15 protein-coding genes are annotated in these 17,079 nt (G+C 60.1%); 12 read left to right on the forward strand and 3 right to left on the reverse strand.

All coding sequences use genetic code 11. The features are described from left to right. The first annotated feature begins 52 nt into the window (after positions 1–52). The 12 genes from D8779_RS17095 to D8779_RS17150 all read left to right on the forward strand — a co-directional run bounded on the left by D8779_RS17095 (position 53) and on the right by D8779_RS17150 (position 14,311). Entirely contained in the window at positions 53–1,162 is a 1,110-nt protein-coding gene (locus D8779_RS17095) for an NADH:flavin oxidoreductase (RefSeq protein ID WP_136665678.1), read from the forward strand. A 185-nt stretch (positions 1,163–1,347) separates the two neighbouring features. Continuing rightward, the gene (locus D8779_RS17100; RefSeq protein WP_136665679.1) at positions 1,348–2,295 is read left to right on the forward strand and encodes an alpha/beta fold hydrolase; all 948 of its coding nucleotides are present in this window, start codon (positions 1,348–1,350) and stop codon (positions 2,293–2,295) included. 165 nt (positions 2,296–2,460) lie between these two features. Next, complete coding sequence (locus D8779_RS17105; protein ID WP_136665680.1) at positions 2,461–2,967, forward strand: TRAP transporter small permease subunit; 507 nt, start codon at positions 2,461–2,463, stop codon at positions 2,965–2,967. Continuing rightward, a complete protein-coding gene (locus D8779_RS17110; protein ID WP_136665681.1) occupies positions 2,967–4,292 on the forward strand; it encodes a TRAP transporter large permease in 1,326 nt (441 codons plus the stop codon). The genes D8779_RS17105 and D8779_RS17110 overlap by 1 nt, the downstream gene beginning before the upstream one ends. A 210-nt stretch (positions 4,293–4,502) precedes the next feature. Next, positions 4,503–5,552, forward strand: coding sequence for a TRAP transporter substrate-binding protein (locus D8779_RS17115; RefSeq protein ID WP_136665682.1), 1,050 nt, complete (start codon positions 4,503–4,505; stop codon positions 5,550–5,552). A 297-nt stretch (positions 5,553–5,849) separates the two neighbouring features. After that, on the forward strand, positions 5,850–7,223 hold the full coding sequence (locus D8779_RS17120) for a glutamine synthetase family protein (RefSeq protein ID WP_136665683.1): 1,374 nt from the start codon (positions 5,850–5,852) through the stop codon (positions 7,221–7,223). A gap of 186 nt (positions 7,224–7,409) precedes the next feature. Beyond that, positions 7,410–8,798: an aldehyde dehydrogenase family protein gene (locus D8779_RS17125; RefSeq protein ID WP_136665684.1), complete on the forward strand. Its 1,389-nt coding sequence runs from the start codon at positions 7,410–7,412 to the stop codon at positions 8,796–8,798. Between the two features lie 7 nt (positions 8,799–8,805). Beyond that, complete coding sequence (locus D8779_RS17130) at positions 8,806–9,975, forward strand: iron-containing alcohol dehydrogenase (protein WP_136665685.1); 1,170 nt, start codon at positions 8,806–8,808, stop codon at positions 9,973–9,975. Between the two features lie 364 nt (positions 9,976–10,339). Further along, positions 10,340–11,263, forward strand: coding sequence for an ABC transporter ATP-binding protein (locus D8779_RS17135; protein ID WP_136665686.1), 924 nt, complete (start codon positions 10,340–10,342; stop codon positions 11,261–11,263). Further along, on the forward strand, positions 11,260–11,994 hold the full coding sequence (locus tag D8779_RS17140) for an ABC transporter permease subunit (RefSeq protein WP_136665687.1): 735 nt from the start codon (positions 11,260–11,262) through the stop codon (positions 11,992–11,994). The genes D8779_RS17135 and D8779_RS17140 overlap by 4 nt, the downstream gene beginning before the upstream one ends. A gap of 8 nt (positions 11,995–12,002) precedes the next feature. Next, positions 12,003–13,838 (forward strand): GldG family protein, encoded by a 1,836-nt coding sequence (locus tag D8779_RS17145; protein WP_136665688.1) that lies wholly within the window; start codon positions 12,003–12,005, stop codon positions 13,836–13,838. Positions 13,839–14,122: 284 nt separating this feature from the next. After that, positions 14,123–14,311, forward strand: coding sequence for a 4-oxalocrotonate tautomerase (locus D8779_RS17150; RefSeq protein WP_136665689.1), 189 nt, complete (start codon positions 14,123–14,125; stop codon positions 14,309–14,311). Positions 14,312–14,483: 172 nt separating this feature from the next. Here the strand turns inward: D8779_RS17150 and D8779_RS17155 are convergent, their stop codons facing one another. From D8779_RS17155 to D8779_RS17165, 3 genes are all read right to left on the reverse strand, one after another. Next, entirely contained in the window at positions 14,484–14,849 is a 366-nt protein-coding gene (locus D8779_RS17155; RefSeq protein ID WP_136665690.1) for a DUF5064 family protein, read from the reverse strand. 48 nt (positions 14,850–14,897) lie between these two features. Beyond that, entirely contained in the window at positions 14,898–15,824 is a 927-nt protein-coding gene (arcC, locus tag D8779_RS17160; RefSeq protein ID WP_136665691.1) for a carbamate kinase, read from the reverse strand. Positions 15,825–16,023: 199 nt separating this feature from the next. Continuing rightward, positions 16,024–17,034 (reverse strand): ornithine carbamoyltransferase, encoded by a 1,011-nt coding sequence (locus D8779_RS17165; protein WP_136665692.1) that lies wholly within the window; start codon positions 17,032–17,034, stop codon positions 16,024–16,026. Positions 17,035–17,079: the final 45 nt, after the last annotated feature.

The raw sequence follows: 17,079 nt of genomic DNA on the forward strand, positions 1-17,079 counted from the left end.
TCGCAACCCCTATTAACCAGTTGCGGCGCTGTGGCCGCCCCGAGGAATGATGATGACCGATCCTGTTAAAGCGCTGTTCCAACCCTTTACCCTGGGCAACCTGGAGCTGCCGACCCGTGTGGTCATGGCGCCGATGACCCGTTCCTTCTCCCCTGGCGGTGTGCCGAACAGCAAGGTCATCGAGTATTACCGTCGCCGCGCTGCTGCTGGTGTTGGCCTGATCGTTACCGAAGGCACCACGGTTGGCCACAAGGCCAGTAACGGCTACCCGAACGTGCCGCGTTTTTACGGTGAGGATGCTCTGGCCGGTTGGAAAAAGGTTGTCGACGCTGTGCATGCAGAAGGCGGCAAGATCGTTCCGCAGCTGTGGCACGTGGGCAATGTGCGCAAGCTGGGCACCGAGCCGGATGCCAGCGTTCCAGGCTACGGTCCGAGCGAGAAAATCAAGGAAGGCACTGTCGTGGTTCACGGCATGACCCAGGACGACATCAACGAGGTCATCGCGGCATTCGCCCAGGCCGCCAAAGATGCTCAGAGCATCGGCATGGACGGCGTGGAAATCCACGGCGCTCACGGTTATCTGGTCGATCAGTTTTTCTGGGAAGGCACTAACAAGCGCACCGACGAATACGGCGGCGATCTGGCCCAGCGCTCGCGCTTTGCCATCGAGCTGATCCAGGCTGTGCGCGCCGCCGTAGGCCCGGACTTCCCGATCATTTTCCGTTTCTCGCAGTGGAAGCAGCAGGATTACAGCGCACGTCTGACCCAGACCTCGGAAGAACTGGGCGCTTTCCTCAAGCCGTTGTCTGACGCCGGCGTGGACATTTTCCACTGCTCGACCCGCCGCTTCTGGGAGCCTGAATTCGAAGGTTCTGACCTTAACCTGGCAGGCTGGACACGCCAGCTGACCGGCAAGCCAACCATCACCGTCGGCAGCGTCGGCCTGGATGGCGAGTTCCTGCAGTTTATGGTCAACACCGACAAGGTGGCTCAGCCAGCCAGCCTGGAGAACCTGCTGGAGCGTTTGAACAAGCAGGAGTTTGACCTGGTTGCCGTAGGTCGTGCCCTGCTGGTTGATCCGGATTGGGCGGTGAAAGTGCGTGATGGCCGCGAGCAGGACATTCTGCCGTTCAGCCGTGATGCGCTGATGAGCCTGGTTTAAGCACCAGCCTCGAAGCGGCTGCTGATGCGTTAGTTATTCGTTTTTCGTGTGCGCCGCAAAACGGCGCAACACTCCTCAAGCCCCGGCACATAGGGGCTTTTTTTCGCCTGCTAAAAGGTTATCGGCGGCGGGCAGCCAGCGCTGCATTGACTACGCTTGCCACTGACCCACCACAAGGACTCGTCATGAAGCGGTTTGCCAAGGTTCTACTCAGTGTTGTGCTGCTGGTGTTGTTAACGGTAACGGCGGCAGTCGCCTGGTATTGGGCGCCGGATCGTCAGGTGGCGGAGCTCAAGCCACGCTGGGCGCTGGCGCCGTCGCAGTTTGTAGCCATCGACGGCATGCTGGTGCACCTGCGCGACCAAGGCCCGCGTGATGATCCTGCGCCTATCGTGTTGCTGCACGGCACCTCAGCCAGTTTGCATACGTGGGAAGGCTGGGTGGCGGTTTTGCAGGATAAACGACGGGTGATCAGCCTGGATCTGCCGGGTTTTGGTTTAACTGGGCCATTCCCTGACGGCGATTACCGCATGAGCCACTACAGCGCCTTCCTCGCCAACGTGCTGGAGCAATTACAGGTGCCGCGCGCGGTGGTCGCCGGCAACAGTTTTGGTGGGCAACTGGCCTGGCAGTTTGCCCTGGACCATCCGCAGCGGGTCGAGCGTCTGGTGCTGGTGGACGCCGCCGGTTACCCGCGCAATGCCACGTCTATGCCTATTGGCTTTCGTCTGGCGCAGATCCCCGCGCTGGCTCCAGTGATGGCCAACGTGCTGCCCCGGCCGATGATCGAGGCGAGCATCCGTAACGTCTATGGCGACCCGGGCCAGGTCAGTGATGAACTGATTGATCGCTACTATGAGCTGACCCTGCGCGCTGGTAATCGCGACGCCTTGCGTCAGCGCTTTATCCAGGTCGAAGCGGGGCAGAGTTACACCCGTATCAGCGAACTCAAAATGCCGACGTTGATTCTCTGGGGTGGCCGCGATGAGCTGATTCCGCCGGTCAACGCCGAGCGCTTCAAACGCGATATCAAGGGCAGCCGTCTGGTGTTGTTTGACGAGCTAGGCCATGTGCCCCAAGAAGAGGACCCCGCGCGCACCGTGGCGGTGCTGATGGGCTTTCTAGAAGGCTAGCAGGGTTTTACGGCAGCTTTTTGCTACGCACTAAGCTGCTGATTTTTCGAGAGAGATTACCTGCGCAAAAGAGTTGGCGTGCTTTGTGCTGGTGCTGTCAGCGCTGGTTGGCTTTGCTCAATCATGGTCTAGGCTCTCGGAATAACAATTATTCGGCGGTGCAGTATGCCCAAGGCCATCAGGCTGTTTGTGCACGCAGTGGAAACGCTTAACCGCGTAGTCGGGCGCTTCGCCATGTACCTGATCTTCGCCATTCTCGGCGTGCTGCTGTACTCCTCGATCAGCAAAACCTTCTTTCTGCCGGCAGCCTGGACGCTGGAGTCGGCGCAGTTTCTGATGGTTGCCTACTTCCTCTTGGGCGGCGCCTACTCCATGCAGCTTGATGCTCATGTGCGTATGGACCTGTTCTACAGCCGTTGGTCGCCACGGGCTCGGGCGATCATCGATGCGATCACCATCGGCTTTCTGATTTTCTATTTGGTATTCCTGCTCTACGGCGGTATTTCCTCGACCCAATACGCCCTGGAATACGGCGAAACCAGTTACTCGGCCTGGTCGCCACCCATGGCGCCGATCAAGATCATCATGTGCATCGGCATCGCCCTGATGCTGCTGCAGGCCATCGCCACCCTGTTCAAGGACATTGCCGCCGCCCGAGGGGAATCGTTGTAATGGAGTACGAGCTGATCGCCCTGCTGATGTTCTCCACGATGATGTTGCTGCTACTTACCGGCAAGCGCGTGTTTGGCGCGATCGGCTTTGTCGCGGTGGCGGCGGCGCTGTTGTTATGGGGCGATGGTGGGTCCGAAATGGCCTTCAGCGCGGCCATGAAATTGATGAAGTGGTACCCGCTGCTGACCCTGCCGTTGTTCGTGTTTATGGGCTACATGCTCTCCGAGTCGGGGCTGGCCGAAGACCTCTACAAGATGTTCCACGTGTGGATGGGCCCGCTCAATGGTGGCCTGGCCATCGGCACCATCGGCCTGATGGTGGCGATCTCGGCAATGAATGGCCTAAGCGTGGCCGGCATGGCCATCGGCGCCAGCATTGCTTTGCCAGAACTGCTGCGCCGTGGCTACGACAAGATCATGGTCACCGGGGTGATCCAGGCCGGCAGCTCCCTGGGTATCCTGATTCCGCCCAGCGTGGTGCTGGTGCTGTACGGCATGATCGCTCGCCAGCCCGTCGGCCAGCTGTGGTTGGCCGGCGTATTGCCCGGCCTGCTGATGGCGGGGCTGTTTATCCTCTATATCGCCGTGCGTTGCCGCCTGCAACCTGAGTTGGGCCCTGCTTTGTCCGAAGAAGAGCGTGGGCAGATCAGCCGGCGCGAGAAGCTGCTGTTACTCAAGGCCGGCATCGCACCGCTGTTTATCTTCTTCTGCATGACCGGGCTGTTTCTGATGGGCATTACCAGCCTGGTGGAAAGCTCGGCGGTGGGCGCGGCGGCGGCCACCCTGATGGCGCTGGTCAAGGGCCGTTTGACCCGCAGTGTGATGGAAGAAACCCTGCGCAAGACCCTCGGCATCAGCTGCATGTTTATGTGGATCATCCTCGCCGCCCTGTGCTTCGGCGCGGTATTCGACGGCCTCGGTGCGGTCAAGGCGATTGAGGCGTTCTTCCTCGAAAGCCTGGGGCTGGGGCCTTGGCAGGTGCTGATACTGATGCAGCTGTCATTCATCATCATGGGCATGTTTCTCGATGACACTGCCATGCTGGTGATCGTCGCCCCCCTCTATATTCCTTTGGTCGGCGCTCTGGGCTTTGATCTGGTTTGGTATGGCGTGCTCTACACCATCACCTGCCAGATCGCCTATATGACCCCGCCATTCGGCTACAACCTGTTCCTGATGCGCGCCATGGCTCCGCCGGAAGTCTCGCTGCGCGACATCTACGTGTCGGTTACCCCATTCGTGCTGATCATGGTGCTGGCGCTGGTGCTGGTCATGGTCTTCCCGCAGATCGCCCTGTGGTTACCGCAGTGGCATTACGGCGGGTGAGCACATGAGTTTCAGCAGTAGGCCAGCGCAGTTGTACCTATAGAAGCCAGTGAGGATTGCAGCGGCGCAGTGCCGCTTATGCCGTACGCAATCCTCAAGGGCTTTGTCGAAATCAGGTGCAGGTTGCCCCTCTGAAAACCCTGCCAGCGCCCCGTGGGCCAGGCAGTGCGGTTGTATGCCATCTGAATCGACAAGCCTGGAGATAACAGCATGAGTACGAGACGCAGTTTTCTAAAAACCGCCGCGGTGGCCACCGGGGCAGCCGGGGCAACGGCATTGGGTTCGGCGCATATCTACGCCGCCGAGCCGAAGAAAATCGTGTGGCGCTTGCAGACCTACGCCGGCGCGGCCTTGGGCGAGCATGTAATCAAACCGTCCATCGATGCCTTCAATAAGGCCGCCAATGGCGAGATGGAAATTCAGCTGTATTACGCCGACCAGCTGGTGCCTACCGGTGAGCTGTTCCGCGCCATGCAGAAGGGCACCATCGACGCGGTGCAGAGTGATGACGACTCCATTGCCGCGCCGGTGGATATCTCGGTGTTCGGCGGCTATTTCCCGTTTGCCACCCGTTACAGCCTTGATGTGCCCGTACTGTTCGAAAAATATGGCCTCAACGAGATCTGGGCCGAGGCCTACGGTGAGGTTAAAGGCGTGACTTGGCTCGGCGCCGGCGCCTGGGACCCGTGCCACTTCGCCACGGTGGAGCCGATTACCAAGCTTGAGCACCTCAAGGGCAAGCGCATCTTCACCTTCCCTACGGCCGGCAAGTTTCTCTCCCGTTTCGGTGTCATTCCGGTGACTCTGCCTTGGGAAGATGTCGAGGTGGCGATGCAAACCGGCGAGCTGGATGGCATCGCCTGGTCCGGCATCACCGAGGACTACACCGTTGGCTGGGCCAACGTGACCAAGTACTTCCTCACCAACAACATCTCCGGTGCCTGGTGCGGCTCCTACTTCGCCAACTCAGATCGCTGGGCCGAGGTGCCGGAGCACCTGAAAACCCTGTTCAAACTGTGCATGGACAGCTCCAACTATTACCGTCAGCACTGGTACTGGGGTGGCGAGGCGCAGCTGCGAGTTGAAGGCGGCAAGCTGCAACTGACCTCCATCCCGGCCGAAGAATGGGCCACGGTGGAAGCCGAGGCGCTGAAGTTCTGGGATGAGATTGCCAAAACCAGCCCACGCTGCGCCCGCGTGGTGGAGATCTTCAAGAAGTACAACGCACTCATGGCCAAAGCGGGCGCGCCTTATCGTTGATGGCGTTGAGTGACCTGTACTAACCACGCCCGCGCCGCAAGACGCGGGCGTTTTACGCTGTGCCGCGTGTTACCTGGCAATGCGCTTGCCGCATGCCGCCGCAGATATTTGCCCGATCAACCAGCCAACTCGGCAATCCTGTACCACACTAACTGGGTTTTTCCCGGCCGTTCTAACAGGCGTTGAGTGGTAGTCGGGGCGCATGATGTGGTGGTTGCGGGGCTGCGCTTAGACTCTGTTGTTGCCTGCAGGACTGACACCGGACGTCAGCCATAACAACAAGAGGCAGGTGCATTTATGCTCAATCCGCGAGACGTGAAAACCGCCCTGGATGCCAAGCGCATTGTCGAGGAGCGGGGCCTTAGCCATATCAAGGTGGGGGTGTTCGATAACGATGGGGTGATGCGCGGCAAATACCTTAGCCGCAGCAAGTTCTTCTCGGCCCTCGATAGCGGCTTTGCCTTCTGCGATGTGGTGCTCGGCTGGGATGTGAAGGACCAGCTCTACGACAACGCCCAATACACCGGCTGGCACACCGGCTACCCCGATGCCCCTGTGCGTGTGCTGCCACACACTTGCCGTGAGTTGCCCTTTGAAAACGGCATGTTGCTGTTTATCTGCGAGTTTGCCGAGGCGGCAGAAAAGGTCTGCCCACGCGCCACCCTGCGCCGCGTAGTGGAGCGCTGCAAGACCATGGGCTTTGATGCCTTTGCCGCGCTGGAATACGAATTCTTTATGTTCGATGAAACCCCGGAGTCGGCCCGCGCCAAGGGCTTTCGCGATCTAAAGCCATTTACGCCGGACTGGTTCGGTTATTCGATGATCCGCAACTCGGTGCATGCCGAGCTGTACCACGAAATTCTCGAAATGGCCGAACGCATGGACTTCCCCATCGAAGGCCTGCACACCGAAACTGGTCCCGGCGTATTGGAAGCGGCGATTGCCTATGACCGCGCCGAGGCCGCAGCGGACAAGGGCGCATTGTTTAAAACCTTTATGAAGGTGCTGGCCCAGCGCAACGGTCTGATGGCCACCTTTATGGCCAAATGGTCGGGCAAATATCCGGGGCAGAGTGGGCATATTCATGTGTCGCTGCGCGATCTGGCCAGCGGCAAGTCGGCGTTTTACGACCCAACTCAGGCGCACAACATGAGCAAGCTGCAGCGGCATTTTCTCGCCGGCCAGCAGCGTTTGATGCCGGAGTTTCTGTGCATGGTCGCGCCAACCTTGAACAGTTACCGACGGATGATTCCCGGCTTCTGGGCGCCCACCGACGCCACCTGGGGCGTGGAGAATCGCACCGCTGCATTGCGGGTGATTCCCGGTACTGACAAATCGCAGCGCCAGGAATATCGCCTCGGCGCTGCTGACGGTAATCCCTATCTAGCTCTCTCGGTGGCACTCGGCTCCGGTTTGTACGGGGTGATGCAGGAATGGGAGCCGACTGAGCCTGTGGTGGGCAACGCCTATGCCATGAAGCATCCGGAAGAGCTGGCTCTGCCACGCACGCTGTGGGATGCCGCGCAGCGCTTGAAGGCATCGACGGCGGCGCGCGAATTGTTTGGCGACGAGTTCGTCGAGCACTTTGCCGCCAGCCGCGAGTGGGAAGAGCGCGAATACCGCCGCCATGTCAGCGATTGGGAGCTGGATCGCTACTTCGAAATTATTTGATGCCCTGCCTAGCAAGGCTCACAGATAGACACAGGGGCTAGAGGCGCTGGGTAGGGTGGATGACGCTGTTTTCATCCACCCGTGTATCGGTTGATGGGTAAAGCGCCATCCGCCCTACGAGATCCAGGCTTGTAGATACACAACAGACCTACCTGTTGTTGGTGACAGGACTCTATGGTGCAAGCAATGAGCAAACTGCAATGCATATCCCCCATCGACGGCTCGGTGTATGTCGAGCGTCATCTGGCCTCAAACCCAGAGATCCAGGCGGCGTTAGTCAAGGCCGAATTGGCGCAGGTGGCCTGGAAAAATACCCCTCTGGCCGAGCGCATCGCCATCGGCCGCAAGGCGATTACCGCGTTTGCCGCCAAGGAAAACCAGTTGGCTGAAGAGCTGTGCTGGATGATGGGCCGGCCAATTCGTTATGCGGCTGGCGAGGTGCGCGGCTTTGTTGAGCGCGCCAGCTATATGGCCGACATTGCCGAGCAGGCACTGGCCGATATTCCGGTGCCGGAAAAACCCGGATTTATTCGCTTTATTCGTCGTGAGCCGCTGGGTGTGGCGCTGGTGATTGCCCCCTGGAATTACCCCTATCTGACGGCGGTGAATGCGGTGATGCCGGCGCTGTTGGCAGGCAATGCGGTGTTGCTTAAACATTCTGCGCAAACGCCGCTGTGCAGCGAGCGCATGGTTGAGGCCTTTATTGAGGCTGGCTTACCGGAGGGCGTGTTCCAGTACCTGCACCTCAGTCATGGGGAAACCGAGGCGCTGATCCAGGCGCCGACCATCGCCCACGTCGCTTTCACCGGTTCGGTGCCGGGCGGCACCATGGTCGAGCGCGTGGCGGTGGGGCGCTTCCTCAGTGTCGGCCTGGAACTGGGCGGCAAAGACCCCGCTTACGTACGTGCCGATGCCGACCTTGCGCATGCGGTGGAAACCACCATCGACGGCGCTTTTTTCAACTCCGGGCAGTCCTGTTGCGGTATCGAACGCATCTATGTGCACGAATCGCTCTTTGGGGCCTTCGTCGAGCAAGCGGTGGCGCTGGTCAAGCAATACACACTCGGTCGTTCCGATGATCCGGACACCACCCTCGGCCCATTGGTGCGTGCTGATGCAGCGGATTTCGTCCGTGGGCAAATTCACGATGCCATCGAGCAAGGCGCACAGGCGCATCTAGTGCCCGCCGACTTTGCCCTCGACCATCCCGGCTCCCAATACCTTGCACCGCAGGTACTGACCAATGTGCACCACGGCATGCGAGTGATGACCGAGGAATCCTTCGGCCCGGTGGTTGGCATCCAGCAGGTCAAGGATGACGAAGAAGCCCTGGCCCTGATGAACGACAGCGAGTTTGGTCTTACCGCCGCGATATTCAGTCGTGACGTGGATGCCGCCATGGCCCTGGCCGACCGAGTGCAAGCCGGCACGGTGTTCCTCAACCGCTGCGATTATCTCGACCCGGCGCTGGCCTGGACCGGGGTGAAAAACTCCGGGCGTGGCTGCACCCTGTCTAGCGTCGGCTTTGAGCACGTCACCCGGCCGAAATCCTTCCACTTCAAGACTCAGCTGTGAGGCGCACATGGACCTGAATCATTACCGCATGAATTGGAATTACCCGACCTCGGTGCGCGTTGGTGTCGGCCGCATCAGCGAACTACCAGCGGCCTGTCGCCAGCTGGGCATGCAGGCCCCGCTGCTGGTCACCGATCCCGGTCTGGCTGCGCTGCCGATGATTGATCGGGCGCTGTTGCAGTGCCGTGATGATGGCCTCAAGACCGGCCTGTTCCATGGCATCAAGGGCAACCCCACCGGCGATAACGTGATGGCCGGGGTGGCTGCGTTCAAAGCCGGCAAGCATGACGGCGTGATCGCTTTTGGCGGTGGTTCGGCGCTGGATGCGGGCAAGGCCATCGCCCTGATGGCTGGGCAGAATCGTCCGTTGTGGGATTTCGAAGACATTGGCGACAACTGCGAGCGCGTCAATGTAGCCGGTATGGCTCCAGTGGTGGCGGTGCCGACCACCGCCGGTACTGGCTCGGAAGTCGGTCGGGCCTCGGTGATTACCGATGATGCCGCGCATATCAAGCGCATCATCTTTCATGCGCGCATGTTGCCGGCGCTGGTGATTCTCGACCCGGAGTTGACGGTTGGCTTGCCGGCCAAGATTACCGCGGCTACGGGTATGGACGCGCTGTCGCATAACCTTGAAGCCTTTTGCTCTCCGCTGTTCCACCCCATGGCCGAAGGCATTGCTTTGGAGGGTATGCGCCTGGTGCAGGAGTATCTGCCGCGCGCGGTAGCTAAAGGCACAGATGTCGAAGCGCGCTTACAGATGTTGGTGGCGTCGAGCATGGGCGCCACCGCATTCCAACGCGGCCTGGGCGCCATGCATGCGCTGGCTCACCCGCTCGGTGCGCTGTATGACGCCCACCATGGTTTACTCAATGCGGTGCTGATGCCCTATGTGCTGGTGGCTAATCGAGAACGAATCGAGCCACAGATGGAGAAAATGGCGCGCTATCTGAACCTGCCTAAGTCAGGTTTTACGGGCGTGCTGGAGTGGGTGATGACGCTGCGTGAGCAGGTCGGCATTCCACATAGCCTGGGCGAGATCGGTATCGATGACACGCGTATCGAGCAGGTCGGGCAGATGGCCGAGGTTGACCCATCGGCCGGCACCAATCCGATTGCCTTTACCGCTGCGCAGTACAGTCAGTTGTTCGAAAAAGCCCTGCGCGGCACCCTTTAATCTGCGATCGGCCAGGCGCTGGTTGTTAAGCAGCCAGTCGTAGCCTGGATGCAATCCAGGGGGATGGATTTCCCCGGATTTTATCCGGGTTACAGGCTTAAGCGACCTTGCGTAGGGTGGGTTACGCGGCGCTCCACAATGGCGGTGCCTGATTGCTCTGCGCTAGGCACCGCTAACCCCTCCTGCGCGGTTCGCCCGTTTACTGCGTAGCGCCTGGCTGCGTTGTAGCGAACAGATACATGACTCCCCAGTTCTTCGCTTGCGCTGCCGGCGCGTGACTCCTTATAGTCCGCCGGCACTTAAGCGCCCGGCTTGCGTCAGTACCGGCTGCAAGCAGGGCCTGTTACCGCAATGGTGAGAGGCCATGATCGAAATAAAAAACCTAACCAAGCGTTTTGCCCAGCACACCGCTGTCGACGACCTGTCCTTCAGCGTTCAGGCCGGTGAAGTCCTCGGCTTTCTCGGCCCCAACGGCGCCGGTAAATCCACCACCATGAAGATGCTCACCGGCTTTTTGGCGCCGACCTCCGGCACCGCCAGCATCCTCGGTTTTGATATCCAGAAAGACACCCTCAAGGCTCAGCGGCAGATCGGTTATCTGCCCGAGGGCGCGCCGTGCTACGGCGATATGACGGTGCGCAGCTTCCTCGAATTTATCGCCGAGGTGCGCGGTTTCAAGGGCGCCGAGAAGTGCGAACGGGTAGCCAAGGCCGTGGCCCAGGTCGAGCTTGAGGCGGTGCTGGAACAGAGCATTGAAACCCTGTCCAAGGGCTTTAAGCGCCGCGTCGGTCTGGCCCAGGCGATTTTGCACGACCCCAAGGTGCTGATCCTCGACGAGCCCACCGATGGCCTCGACCCGAACCAGAAGCATCAGGTGCGCAAACTGATCCAGAGCCTGGCCTACGACAAGATCGTGATCATTTCCACCCACATCCTCGAAGAGGTCTCGGCCGTATGCACCCGCGCGGTGGTGATCGCCCACGGCAAGCTGCTGGCTGACGGCACACCGTTGGAGCTGGAAAGCCGCTCGCGCTATCACCAGGCGGTGACCTTGGTGGCTGAAGAGCCGCTGGATCAAGACGCGCTGGCGGCACTGCCGGGCGTTGCCGGGGTGGAAGAAAACGCCTTGGAACACAGCCTGAGTATTCTGGCCAAGCCGGGCGAAGTGATCTTCGCGCAGGTCAATGCGCTGATCGCTGAACGTGGTTGGAAAGTGCGTGAGCTAAATGTCGAACGCGGACGGCTGGATGAAGTGTTCCGCAGCCTGACCCGGGGGGAGGGGCTATGAGTCAGTTACCGGTAATTTTCAAACGTGAGCTGGCGAGCTACTTCGCCACGCCGCTGGCGTATGTGTTTATCCTGATTTTTCTGGTGCTGTCCGGGGTGTTCACCTTCTACCTCGGTGGCTTCTTTGAAAGCGGCCAGGCCAGCCTCGCGCCGTTTTTCAACTTCCACCCCTGGCTCTATCTGTTCCTAGTGCCGGCAATTGCCATGCGCCTGTGGGCCGAAGAGCGCAAGAGCGGCACCATCGAGTTGCTGATGACCCTGCCGATCACCCGTTTCGATGCGGTCACCGGCAAGTTTCTCGCCGCCTGGGTATTCGCCGGCCTGGCCTTGCTGCTGACCTTCCCGATGGTGATCACCGTCAACTACCTCGGTGAGCCGGATAACGGCGCGATCATCACCGGCTATATCGGCAGTTGGCTGCTGGCCGGGGCTTACCTGGCAATTGGTTCGTGCATGTCGGCGCTGGCGAAGAATCAGGTGATCGCCTTTATTCTGTCGGTCAGCGTGTGCTTTCTGTTTATCGTCAGCGGCTTCCCCATGGTGCTCGATGGCTTCAGCGCCTGGGCCCCGCAGTGGATGATCGACGCCGTGGCCTCACTGAGCTTCCTCACCCGTTTCGATGCGATCAGCAAAGGCGTGATTGACCTGCGCGATTTGCTGTATTTCCTCACCCTGATTGCCGCCTGGTTGGCGGCGACCGCGGTGGTTATCGACCTGAAAAAAGCTGATTGAGGACGCCCATGAAAAAGCTGATGGTTTCCAGCGCCGGGCTTGTACTCATTGCCCTGGCGTTTCTCGCGTTCAACCTGTTCTCCAGCCTGAGCCTTAGCGGCGCACGCCTGGACCTGACCGAGCAGAAGCTCTACACCCTCTCAAGCGGTACCGAGCAGATTTTGGCTGACTTGGACGAGCCCGTGGAGTTGAGCTTTTTTTACTCCGACACTGCCACCAAGGACCTGCCGGCCCTGCGCACCTACGCCAAACGCGTTGAGGAAATGCTCAAGGCTTACCAGCGTGAAGCGGGTGACAAGCTCAAACTGACGATTATCGACCCCGAGCCGTTCTCCGAGGAGGAAGACAAGGCGGCTGAGTTCGGCTTGCAGGGTATCCCGCTGCAGCAGGGTGGCGACTCGATCTACTTCGGTCTGGCCGGCAAAAATGCCGAAGGTCAGGTGCAGGTGATCCCGTTCTTCGCCCTGGATCAGGAAGAGTTTCTGGAGTACGAACTCAGCCGACTGGTGCAGAGCCTGGCCAAACCGGAGCGGCCGGTGGTGGGTGTGTTGGCTGGGCTGCAGGTCAATGGTGGCTTCGACATGGCCGCGCGTCAGCCGACGCCGGCCTGGATGCTGATCGAGGAAATTCGCCAGCTGTTCCAGATCGAAAGCCTCAAGCGTGACGTGGATTTGATCCCGGAAAACGTCTCCGTGCTGCTGCTGATTCACCCTAAGCAACTGCCCGAGCAGACCCTGTATGCCATCGACCAGTTCGTGCTGCGTGGCGGCAAGCTACTGACCTTCGTTGACCCCTATAGCGAAGCGGATACCCAGGCCGAGATGCCGGGTGAAGCAGTCATCGACAAAGCCTCCGATCTGCCGGCGTTGTTCAAGGCCTGGGGCCTGCGCATGGTGCCGGATCAGGTGCTCGGCGATGGTTCCTACGCCATGTCCGTGAACATGGGCCAGGGTCAGCGCCCGGTGCGCCATGCGGCTTGGCTGAGCCTGCCGAAGAATGCCCTGGATAAGGACGACATCAGCACCGCTTCGCTGGAAACCATTACGGTCGCCACGGCGGGCATCCTGGAACCGCTGGAAGGCGCGCAAACCCAGTTCACTCCGCTGATTCGCAGCTCACAGTACGCCATGCCGTTTGATGCGAAACGCTTCGGCATGCTGGCCAACCCCGAAGAGCTGATCCGCGAGCTGCAACCCACTGGTGAGCGCTACACCCTGGCGGCGCGCATCAGCGGTCCGGCGCAGTCGGCTTATCCTGACGGCATCGAAGGGCAGAAGGATGGCCTCAAGCAGGCGGACAATATCAACGTGATTGTCGTCGCTGATACCGACATGCTCACCGATCGCATGTGGGTGCAGGTGCAGGACTTCTTCGGTCAGCGCATCCCGCAGCCATGGGCCGACAACGCCGGCTTTGCGATCAACGCGCTGGATAACCTGGCCGGTTCCGAAGCGCTGATCAGCGTGCGCTCGCGCGGGCGCTTTACCCGTCCGTTCGAGGTGGTGGATGCGATCCAGCGTGACGCTGAGGTCAAGTTCCGCGAGAAGGAACAAGCCCTGCAAGCGCAACTGGCTGACACCGAGCAAAAGCTGGCGCAGCTGCAGCAGAGTGACGACCCCAGTAAAGCGTTGGAGCTGACGCCGGAACAGCAAGCGGCGGTGCAGCAGTTTGTGCAGCAGAAACTGGCGATCCGCAAAGAGCTGCGCAACGTGCGCTACCAGCTCAATGCCGATATTGAGGCGTTGGGCGGCACGCTCAAGTTCCTCAATATCGCCCTGGTGCCGCTGGTATTGACGCTGGGTGTGCTGGCGCTGTGGTTGTGGCGTCGGCGCAAGCACGGCTGATTGCACTTGTACCTACAAAGGGCCGCATGATGCGGCCCTTTGTTTTATTGGCTGTTTGCGATGAGGTATGTAGGAGGGGCTTCAGCCGCGAAAAAAGCGATTAACAGCCTGCCGCTAAATCGCCTCCCACAGGTACCTCAATGCTTCGAGCAGTGGCTCGAATGGGCTGAGCGCGGCGATACCCATGCTGTCGTTGACACGCCATAATGCGCCCGCGCCATTGCGCCAAGCGGATCGCCGTGACCGATCTAACCAGTCCTGTTTCCCTGTTTGAGGATTATTAGATGCCTACCCTTCTGGTCAAAATATTCGAAGGCCGTTCCGACGAGATCAAGCGCGAGTACGCCAAAGCCCTTACCGAAGCCTCGACTCGCGTTCTCGGCTGCGATGCCGACGCAGTGGATGTGATTTTCGAGGAGGTGAAGAAAAGCGATTGGGCCAGCGCTGGCGTGATGTGGTCTGAACGCGACTAGCGCTGAGCCGGGGATGGGTGATGCCGTTGCACGGTTAGCCCATCCGCAGGTTGCGCGATGGGGTTAAGTATCTGGCGAGGTTGTCCTTGCACGGCGTGGTATGACCGACCACGACGGAGCGGAGTTCGCTGTGGTGGCCGTGGACGGTCCGAGCGGTTGTTACACCGCCCGCTTAGCTGATGTGGTCGAGATTGACGGGCTCCCCGGAGGTGGCATGCAGCTGCTGGCGAATATCGGCGAACACTTTGTCGTATTCGTCGTGGCTGCGCATGATCGGGCTGGCACTGGGTGGTAGGCCGTGTTTAGCGGCGATCCGGGTGGCGACGCTGGCGAAGTTGAAGGCAACATCGCGATGCAGTTCGAATTCCTCCTCGAAATGTCGGTCCTGCACCTCGCCGATCAAGCGCATATGCAGCATGGGGCCTTCTTGCGGGTCTTGGCGCACCTCGTAGTAGAAGTCGATAGAGAAGGGCAGTGCCAGCCGCAGGCTTTCAGAACGGTCGAGGTTGCTGCGGTGTAGATGGCCAGGGGTGAACATGTTGAAGCGCTCCTGTAGGGCATGCAGGGCCGACGCCCTGCGGTCGGGTCAGTAGCAACGGATGCCGTTGCTTGCCAGGCTGATGCGGGTGCCGGAGGTGCCCTTGACGATGGCTTCGATGTTCTCCAACGAGCCGATGACCGCGCTGCTGCCGGTGTTACGGACGAACTCGCAAGCGGCCTGTACCTTGGGCCCCATTGAGCCAGCGGCGAAGCCGAGCTTGTCCATCTCGTCGGGGTGCGCTTCGGCGATGGATGCCTGCGTTGGTTTGCCCCAGTCGATATAGGCGCCGTCGACGTCAGTGGCGATCACCAGCAGGTCGCAATTGAGCTGTTCGGCGAGCAGCGCCGAACACAGGTCCTTGTCGATCACTGCCTCTACGCCGCGCAGTTGATTACCGTCATACATGGTGGGAATCCCGCCGCCGCCGGCACAGATCACCACGCTGCCTTTTTCCAGCAGCCATTTGATCGGGCGGATTTCGAAGATGCGCTGTGGTCTGGGGCTGGCCACTACGCGGCGGTACTTGTCGCCGTCGGGGGCGATGCTCCAGCCCTTTTCGGCGGCCAGGCGCTCGGCCTCTTCCTTGCTGTAGACCGGGCCGATGGGTTTACTCGGGTTCTTGAAGGCCGGATCGGCGCTATCCACCTCGACCTGGGTGAGGAGGGTGGCGAAGGGCACTTCGAATGGCAGCAGGTTGCCGAGTTCCTGCTCAATCATGTAGCCGATCATGCCTTCGGTCTCGGCTCCGAGCACGTCCAGCGGAAAGGGATTGCTGGGGTCGTAGGCATTGCCTTGCAACGCCAGTAGGCCGACCTGTGGGCCGTTGCCATGGGCGATCACCAGTTCGTTGCCGGGCGCCACCTTGGCGATCTGCTCGCAGGCGATGCGCACGTTCTCGCGCTGGTTCTCGGCGCTCATGGCTTCACCACGGCGGAGCAGGGCGTTGCCGCCCAGAGCGATGACTAATCGCATGGTTGGATCTCCTTGTTCGATAGTGCGTAGCCCGGATGCAATCAGGGCTACGGCTATTCAGAACCGGTTTAAAGTCTCGCGAGCTAGAGCAATGCAAGGCAAAACAGACGAGGGCGCGGAGTCTACGAGTTGTAAATGAGCAGCCCGAGCCTGTTTTTAACGCAACAGTGCCGACGCGCAGCAGACTTTCAGCCGGTTCTTAGATGTCGGCCAGAGTTGAGACCAATATCGCCTTGATGGTGTGCATGCGGTTTTCCGCCTGCTCGAAGGCAATGTTGTAGGGCGACTCGAAGACTTCCTCGGTAACTTCGATACCGCCCGCCAGATGCGGGTACTGATCGGCGATCTGCTTGCCGATCTTGGTTTCGCTGTTGTGGAAGGCTGGCAGGCAGTGCATGAACTTGGCCCGTGGGTTACCGGTGGCCTTCATGATGTCCATGTTGACCTGGTATGACAGCAGCTCTTCGATGCGTTCGCTCCAGGCTTCCACGGGCTCGCCCATGGATACCCAAACGTCGGTGTGGACGAAATCGACCCCCTTGACTGCTTCCTTCGGGTCTTCGGTGAGGCTGATGCGCGCGCCGCTTTCCTCGGCGAACTGCTTGCACGCGGCGATATGTTCATCGCTCGGCCACAGCGCCTTGGGGGCGGCGATACGCACATCCATGCCGAGCTTGGCACCGATCAGCAACAGCGAGTTACCCATGTTGTTACGCGCATCGCCCAGGTAGGCGTAGCTGATTTCGTGCAGGGGCTTGTCGCTGTGCTCGCGCATGGTCATCACGTCGGCGAGCATCTGGGTCGGGTGGTATTCGTCGGTCAGGCCGTTGAACACCGGCACTCCTGCGTACTGGGCGAGGTCTTCGACGATCTCCTGCTTGAAGCCACGGTATTCGATGGCGTCATACATGCGACCGAGCACGCGAGCGGTATCTTTCATCGATTCCTTGTGGCCGATCTGCGAGGAGTTGGGGTCGATGTAGGTGACATTGGCGCCCTGGTCGTAAGCGGCCACCTCGAAGGCGCAGCGGGTACGGGTGGAGGCCTTCTCGAAGATCAGCGCGATGTTCTTGCGCTGCAGATGCTGTTGTTCGGTGCCGGTGTATTTGGCGCGCTTGAGGTCGCGCGCAAGGTCGAGCAGGTAACGCAGCTCGCGGGCACTGTGGTGCATCAGGCTGAGCAGGTGGCGGTTGTGCATATTGAAAGCCATGGATCTTTCTCCTTATGGGCATCTGAAAGCACCCTGCGGCGGGTA

Origin of the sequence: Pseudomonas leptonychotis (assembly GCF_004920405.1) — a bacterium.
GTDB lineage: Bacteria > Pseudomonadota > Gammaproteobacteria > Pseudomonadales > Pseudomonadaceae > Aquipseudomonas > Aquipseudomonas leptonychotis.